The sequence below is a fragment of the Oleiphilus sp. HI0123 genome, from assembly GCF_001635315.1.
Map to the genome: position 1 here is coordinate 1 of NZ_LWGE01000726.1, position 738 is coordinate 738.

A 738-nucleotide genomic window follows, 5' to 3' on the forward strand; every position below is an offset into this window, starting at 1 on the left:
GATGGATACGTATAGTGGAACGTCTTTTTTACCGCATTAGGCTTGCTTTTGTCCTATTGACATTTACCTTCGCCCTAAGTCTAGGCGGCTGCGCAAACATCAAGCAGGCGTCTCAATCTTCGACCTCCTTGTCTAATTTTCTTGGCTTTTCCGAGCTACCTGACTGGTACATTACGAGCAAGTATAGTTATAGTGACTCCCAGTGGATCGAAAACGACTTTAATACAAAAATCCATTATCGCGACGTAGGCGAAGGCCCTGTAATACTTCTACTTCACAGCGAACTTTCCTCACTTCATGCTTGGGAGGATTGGATCGACATTCTGAGTAATGACTTTAGATTGATCGCAATAGACCTGCCAGGATCAGGGCTTACTGGCGCACCACACTGTGTTTCTGATAGTACAGACACTTGCGCCGAAAATTTATCGAGCGATTACATTGTCCACACACTTGAATACTTTATTGAAGATCTTGGCATAAATAAATTTTCGCTTATTGGCAGTTCCTACTCCGGTTATTTGGCCGCACAGTACGCGGGTCTGCAGCACCCCGAAAAATTGGATAAGCTTGTACTAATTAGCCCTAAAGGATTCCAACAAGAGTTACCATGGATACTTAACTATGCCACAACGTCTGGCATGGATATATTCAGCAAATACATACAACCCTCAGGCGTTATCACTGAAATTGTTCAAGACTTTTATGGTCTGGAAAAACCATCGCGCGCCGTAACCG

The 738-nt window shown here is 43.9% G+C and carries 1 protein-coding gene; it reads left to right on the plus strand.

The window, feature by feature from the left end; genetic code table 11:
- Positions 1-14: 14 nt before the first annotated feature.
- Positions 15-738 (plus strand): alpha/beta fold hydrolase (locus tag A3761_RS06470; protein ID WP_197472900.1); only part of this gene is annotated, 724 nt, incomplete at its 3' end.